This window comes from Phenylobacterium sp. (assembly GCF_044372605.1).
In the GTDB taxonomy this organism is placed as follows: domain Bacteria; phylum Pseudomonadota; class Alphaproteobacteria; order Caulobacterales; family Caulobacteraceae; genus Phenylobacterium.
Window position 1 is genome coordinate 1 of sequence record NZ_JBILRO010000214.1, and the last position, 6046, is coordinate 6046.

A 6046-nucleotide genomic window follows, 5' to 3' on the forward strand; every position below is an offset into this window, starting at 1 on the left:
CAGCCCTTCCGCCGCCGCCCCCAGCGGCGCGGCCGCGCCTGACCTGGCGGCGGCCTCCTGCGCCAGCTTGAGATCCTTCAGCATCATTGCGGTGGCAAAACCGCCTTCGTAGTTCCGGTTCGACGGCGCCGTCGGCACCGGGCCGGGCCAGGGGCAGTAGCTGGTGAGGCTCCAGCATTGTCCGGACGACTTCGAGGCGATCTCGAAGAAGCGTTCGCCCTCAAGGCCTAGCTTCTCCGCCAGCGCAAAAGCCTCGCAGACCCCGATCATGGAGATGCCGAGCACCATGTTGTTGCAGATCTTGGCCGCCTGCCCGGCGCCGTGATCGCCCGCCCGCATCGTCACGCGGGACATGGGCGCGATGGCGTCCTCGATCACGCCGAAGTCGGCCTCATCACAACCCACCATGAACGCCAGCGTCCCGGCTTCAGCGGCGGCGGTCCCGCCCGAAACCGGCGCATCGGCGAATCGAAAGCCCGCCGCCCTCGCCTGCACCGCGACGGCCCGTGCGCTTTCCACGTCGATGGTCGAGGAATCGATCAGCAGCGCTGTGGTCGGCGCATTAGGCAGGATCTGTTCTGCATAGACCTGGCGGACATGCGGCCCCGCCGGCAGCATGGTGATCACTGCGTCAACGGCCTGGACGGCCTCGGAAACCGAGCCGGCGATCCGGCAACCGGCAGCCCTCGCCTTTTCAAGCGCCGCCGCCGACAGGTCAAAAGCCACGACCTCGCGCCCCGCCTTGACCTGGTTGGCGGCCATCCCGCCGCCCATATTGCCCAGACCGATGAACGCGACGCGGGTCATTGCCATAGCTGTTACGCCTACCTGGGCTTGCGGAACTTGTAGATGAACTGGTCCGTCTTGCCGCGGATCGCGGGATCAAAGACGCCCTTGGTATGGTCGTCATTGGGGTTCCGCAGCACGGTGCTCTCGCCCTCGAACTTGAACCCCGAGCTGATCAGCTGGGCCTTCACGTGGGCCGGATCGATGCGATGCAACTTGTCGTCGGGGTCGATGGGCGTGCCGGGCGCAGCGGCATGATCGAGCACGATGAACACGCCACCGGGCTTGATGGCGTCGAAGATCAGCTTGTCGACCTTGGAAACGTCGACGTTCCGGGCCCGGGCGAACAGGTCGTGATAGTTCTGGGCAGTCCAGAACACATCCACCTGTTCAGGGACGGCAAAGTTGGCGATGCCGGTCTGGACGACCGTGATGTTGCCATACTGCGGGTCGGCGGCGATGCCGAAGATCGCCGGCAGCGTGGTCGCGGTGGCAGGGGGCGGATTGGTCACGGCGTAGACCTTTCCCTTGGGACCCACGGCCTTGGCGAAGATCCGGGTGAAGTAGCCGCCGCCCGGAATGAAGTCTGCGACCTTTGATCCGGGCTTCACGCCGGCAAACTCCAGCATTTCCGCGGGCTTGCGGTCTGCGTCGCGCTTGGTGTCGGCCTCGGGGCGCCCCTTGTCGGCGACGGCGGCGACGATTGCGGCGGACGGTGCGGCCTGGGCCAGCCCCGACGACAGCGCCATGGCCGCGGCGGCCACCAGCAACAGATTCGATCTCATCTGGATGTTCCTCCTGGCGACCACCGTTCGATCACCGCACGCTCACGTTAGAGGCGACCAGGCCTCTTCGGAAGGGAGCGACGCAAAAATGCCGTCGAGCAGCTCCTCACTGACGGCTTCAAGCGTGGGCGGGTCCCACTTCGGCGCGTTGTCCTTGTCGACGATCACGGCCCGCACGCCCTCGAGAAAGTCGTGGCGCTGAACCACCCGGGCGCCGATCCGGTACTCCATGGCCATGTTGTCGGCGAAGGTGGTCGCGGCCCGGCCCAGCTGGAGCTGACGGAAGGCCACCTTCAGCGTCTGGGGGGATTTGGTGGCCAGGGTCTTGAGCTGCTCCAGCGCCCAGTCAGATCCAGCCGCCTCAAGCCCCCCGACAATGGCCTCCACGCTGTCGGCGCCGAAGATGCGCGCGATTTCGTCCTGATGCGCGGCGATCGGAGGGCGACCCGCGTCAGCCTCGAATTCCGTCAGCAGGGTCTCGACTCCATCGGGATCGAGCAGGATGGCGGCCTTGAGCTCGGCGACCCGGGCGCTTTCCACGAAATCCGTGGCGATCCCCAGCAGTTCACAATCCGCCGCCTTGATCCGCGCGCCCGTCAGCGCCAACCACAGGCCCAGATGATCCGGCATCCGGCTCAGATACCAGCCGCCTCCGACATCCGGGAAGAGGCCGATCCCCGTCTCGGGCATCGCGAAGGTGGTGCGCTCCGTCGCGAGGCGATAGCGACAGGGCTGCGCCAGTCCAACGCCACCGCCCATGGTGATGCCGTCCATGATGGCCAGCGTCGGCTTGGCATAGCGGAACAGCAGGTCGTTCAGCCGATACTCGATGAAGAAGAACTCGCGCGCCTCGCGGCCATCTCCCGCCCCGCTGTCGGCCAGCATCCGGATATCGCCCCCGGCGCAGAACCCCCGCTCGCCGGAATGATCGAACATCACCAGCGCGACGGCTGGATCGTCCCGCCAGGCCAGCAGGGCGTCGGTCATCAATCGGCACATATTGGTGGTGAGCGCGTGCAGCGCGCCTGGGCGGTTGAGCGTGATCCGCCCGACGCGGCCCTCGAGGCGGCAGAGGACTTCCGGTTCCCCGCTCAACGGAACAGCTCCCGCGCCGTGATCACACGCATGATCTCATTGGTGCCTTCCAGGATCTGGTGGACTCTGAGGTCGCGGACGATGCGCTCCAGCGGATAGTCGCGCAGGTAGCCATAGCCGCCGTGCAGTTGCAGCGCCTGGTTGGCGACCTGGAAGCCGGCGTCGGTCGCGAAGCGCTTGGCCATGGCGCAGTACTGGGTGGCCTTGGGGTGTTTCTCATCCAGGGCGTGGGCGGCGCGGCGCACCATCAGGCGGGCTGCGTCCAGTTCGGTGGCCATGTCGGCGAAGCGCCACTGCAAACCCTGGAATTCCTTCAGCGCCTGACCGAACTGACTGCGCGTCTCGAGGTAGGTTTTGGCCGTGTCCAGCGCAAAGCCCGCCCCGCCCAGCGAACAGGACGCGATATTGATCCGGCCACCATCCAGGCCCGCCATGGCGAACTTGAACCCCTCGCCCTCCTCGCCGATCCGGTTGGCGGCGGGCACGCGACAATCGTCGAAGTTGACCTGGGCCGTGGGCTGGGAGTTCCAGCCCATCTTCCGTTCCGGCGCACCGAACGAAAGACCGGGCGTGCCGTTCTCCACCACAAACGCCGAGACCCCCTTGGCGCCGGGACCGCCGCTTCTGGCCATGACGAGATAGATGTCGGACGATCCTGCGCCGGAGATGAACGCCTTGCCGCCGTTCAGCACATAGGCGTCGCCGTCCTTGCGGGCCGTCGTCTTCATGGCGGCGGCGTCCGATCCGGACCCCGGCTCGGTCAGGGCATAGGAGGCGATCAGCTCCATGTTCGTCAGACGCGGCAGGTAGCGTCGGCGCAGATCCTCCGAGCCAAACCGGTCGATCATCCACGACGCCATGTTGTGGATCGACATGAACGCCGCAGTGGAGACGTCGCCGTAGCTGAGCTGTTCGAAAACGATGGCAGCATCCAGCCGACTGAGCGCCGAGCCGCCCACGTCCTCGCGGACATAGAGCCCGGCAAAGCCCAGCTCCGCGGCCTTGCGCATCACATCGACGGGAAAGTAGCTCTCCTCGTCCCAGCGGGCCGAGTGTGGCGCCAGTTCGGCGAGGGCGAACGCGCGGGCGGCGTCCTCGATCGCGCGCTGGTCTTCTGTGAGGTTGAAATCCATGCCTGCGGAGTCGCGCGCAGGATGCGGAATGTCAACGTCCCCGCGATGTCCGCAGAGCCCCACCAACCTATCCGGCGGCGCTTGATGCCACCGATCGAACTCGAAGCTGCCGCAGCATCACGCCGAAGCAGAGCGGGAAAACGGGCCAACCTCATGAGTTTGGAATCTCCAGGCGGGAAGACCCGAACCCAGGATCTGTAAGCCGGGCCGTCCGCGATCAAAAATGTGCAGTTCCTGCGGGTTTGAGACTGGTTTAGCCGCTCCGACTGTGGGGCGGACATCGGGGACCGCGCCTCTTGGTTCGAGGTTGCGCCGTGTCGACAAACGCCCAGACGCCAGAGGAAATGACGCGCGGCGCCGGCGATCCGGGCGCAGCCGTACGTCGGACAACCCTGGTCAAGGGACTGGGCGTCGTCTTTGCGCTCGCCGCCACAGTGGGGGGAATGGTTGGGCAGGGGATCCTGCGAACGCCGGGCATCGTCGCCGGCGCCGTACCGGACCCGACGTTGATCCTGGTGATGTGGACGGTTGTCGGTCTGTTGTGTGTCCTGGACGCCTGCGCCCATGTGGAGATGGCGGCGGCCACGCCAAGGGCGGGTGGGCCCTATGCTTTTGCCAACCGTAGCTTTGGTCCTGCTGGCGGGATGATTACCGGCTGGGCCGATGCGCTGAGTGCCATTAGCGCGATCGGATTTCTGGCGGTCGTGTCCGCTGAGTTCATCCAGCGTGTCGGACCCATGGCCGGCGCCCCGATTTCAGTCCTGGCCCCGGCGATCGTGCTTGCATTTCTGGGGGTGAACCTGATTGGCACCCGCGTCGGCGGAGCCAGCCAGACGCTCGGCAGCCTGCTGAAGGGCCTGGCGCTGATCGCGATCATCGGACTCCTGGTGTCTTCGCCACCGGCCGAGCACGGCCCAGCTGGCGATCTGCCGCCAGCGCTCACGTTCGGCGCCCTGGTCATCGCGCTGCGGGCGATCCGCAACACCTATGAAGGCTGGAACAGCGCAACCTACTTCTGCGAGGAGATGCCTGACCCCGGACGCGACCTTCCCCGCACGGTGTTTGGCGGGATTGTCCTCGTGACGGTCGTCTATGTCGCCATCAACGCGGCGCTTCTCTACGCGATGAGCCCCGCAGAGATGGCGGCGTCCAACCTCCCGGTGGCTGAAGCCATGCGCAGCCTCCTGGGCGACGGAGCTGAACAGGTGACTTCCATCTTCGCGGCCATCTCCGCCCTCGCGGTCACCAATCTCTTCGTGATGTTCTGCTCGCGCATCGCCTTCGGCATGGCGCGCGACGGCGTTCTGCCCCGGGCGTTGAGCGTGGTGTCAGCGGACGGCGCGCCCCGTCGCGCGCTGTTGGCGGTCGCCCTGCCGGGTGCGGCGCTTGCCGCAAGCGGCAGTTACCAGACGCTGCTTGCCCTCTCGGTGCCGTCGGCGCTGGTCGTGAACATTCTGGTCAACCTCGCGGCCCTGCGTCTGCGGCGGACCGAACCAGACCTGCCTCGCCCCTTCCGCACGCCACTCTTTCCCTTGCCGATCATCTTCAGCACCCTCATCAGCCTGGCCCTGCTAATCGCGCTTGCGATCGAGACGCCGGGGATCACCCTGGGTTTCCTGGCGGTGATCGGCGTCGCCGCGCTCGTAAGGATCCTGACCCTACGCCGTTGATGTGTCCGGGTTTGCCTCGGGTCACGAGTCCCGGGCTCGAGATCTAGGTCCAGGATGACAGACCCGGGGACTTGCCTCCCCGCGCCATCGGGTTCAAATCCCGGCCATGACCCACGCCCCCCTCGCCGCCTATCCTGCCCTGCGTCTGCGCCGCCTGCGGCAAGCCGATTGGGTCCGTCGTCTGGTCCGCGAGACCGTGCTGACGCCGGCAGACCTGATCTGGTCGATGGTGGTGCATGAGGGCGATGGTACGATCCCCGTGGGCTCCATGCCCGGCGTCAGCCGCCTGTCGGTGAAGGATTGCGCCGCCGCCGCCAGGGAGGCCCGCGCGCTGGGCATCCCGGCCATCGCGGTCTTCCCGCACATCGACGGCGCCAAGAAGGACGCCGCCGGCACCCTGGCGCATGATCCGAACGGCATCGTCGCCACCGCCGTAAAGGCCATGAAGGATGCCGCCCCGGAGGTCGGGATCATGTGCGACGTGGCGCTGGACCCTTTCACCGACCACGGCCACGACGGCCTGATCGAGAACGGCCGCATCCTCAACGACCAGACCATCGAGACCCTGGTGGCCCAG

At 66.6% G+C, this 6046-nt stretch carries 5 protein-coding genes and 1 pseudogene; 2 read left to right on the forward strand and 4 right to left on the reverse strand.

Annotated features, from left to right (window positions below; translation table 11 throughout):
- From mmsB to ACIQ42_RS14785, 4 genes are all read right to left on the reverse strand, one after another.
- The coding region (gene mmsB / locus ACIQ42_RS14770; RefSeq protein WP_397423019.1) for a 3-hydroxyisobutyrate dehydrogenase at window positions 1-813 on the reverse strand (813 nt) is incomplete at its 3' end.
- 11 nt (window positions 814-824) lie between these two features.
- Window positions 825-1571, reverse strand: a complete 747-nt coding sequence (locus ACIQ42_RS14775; RefSeq protein WP_397423020.1) for a class I SAM-dependent methyltransferase — start codon at window positions 1569-1571, stop codon at window positions 825-827.
- A gap of 42 nt (window positions 1572-1613) precedes the next feature.
- Complete coding sequence (locus tag ACIQ42_RS14780) at window positions 1614-2666, reverse strand: enoyl-CoA hydratase/isomerase family protein (RefSeq protein WP_397423021.1); 1053 nt, start codon at window positions 2664-2666, stop codon at window positions 1614-1616.
- Entirely contained in the window at window positions 2663-3799 is a 1137-nt protein-coding gene (locus ACIQ42_RS14785) for an isobutyryl-CoA dehydrogenase (RefSeq protein WP_397423022.1), read from the reverse strand. The genes ACIQ42_RS14780 and ACIQ42_RS14785 overlap by 4 nt, the downstream gene beginning before the upstream one ends.
- 314 nt (window positions 3800-4113) lie before the next feature.
- On the opposite strand from ACIQ42_RS14785, the gene ACIQ42_RS14790 reads away from it, so the two are divergent.
- Together ACIQ42_RS14790 and ACIQ42_RS14795 are read left to right on the forward strand one after the other, a co-directional pair.
- Window positions 4114-5469 carry an APC family permease gene (locus tag ACIQ42_RS14790; RefSeq protein ID WP_397423023.1) on the forward strand — a complete coding sequence of 452 codons (1356 nt, stop codon included), beginning with the start codon at window positions 4114-4116 and terminating at the stop codon, window positions 5467-5469.
- A gap of 106 nt (window positions 5470-5575) precedes the next feature.
- Window positions 5576-6046 (forward strand): annotated as a pseudogene (locus ACIQ42_RS14795) (porphobilinogen synthase); the annotation flags it as partial.

Bases quoted from the DNA above. Each gene is read 5' to 3' on its own strand.
- ACIQ42_RS14785 (WP_397423022.1), bottom strand. From the start codon at position 3,799: ATGGATTTCAACCTCACAGAAGACCAGCGCGCGATCGAGGACGCCGCC.
- ACIQ42_RS14775 (WP_397423020.1), bottom strand. From the start codon at position 1,571: ATGAGATCGAATCTGTTGCTGGTGGCCGCCGCGGCCATGGCGCTGTCG.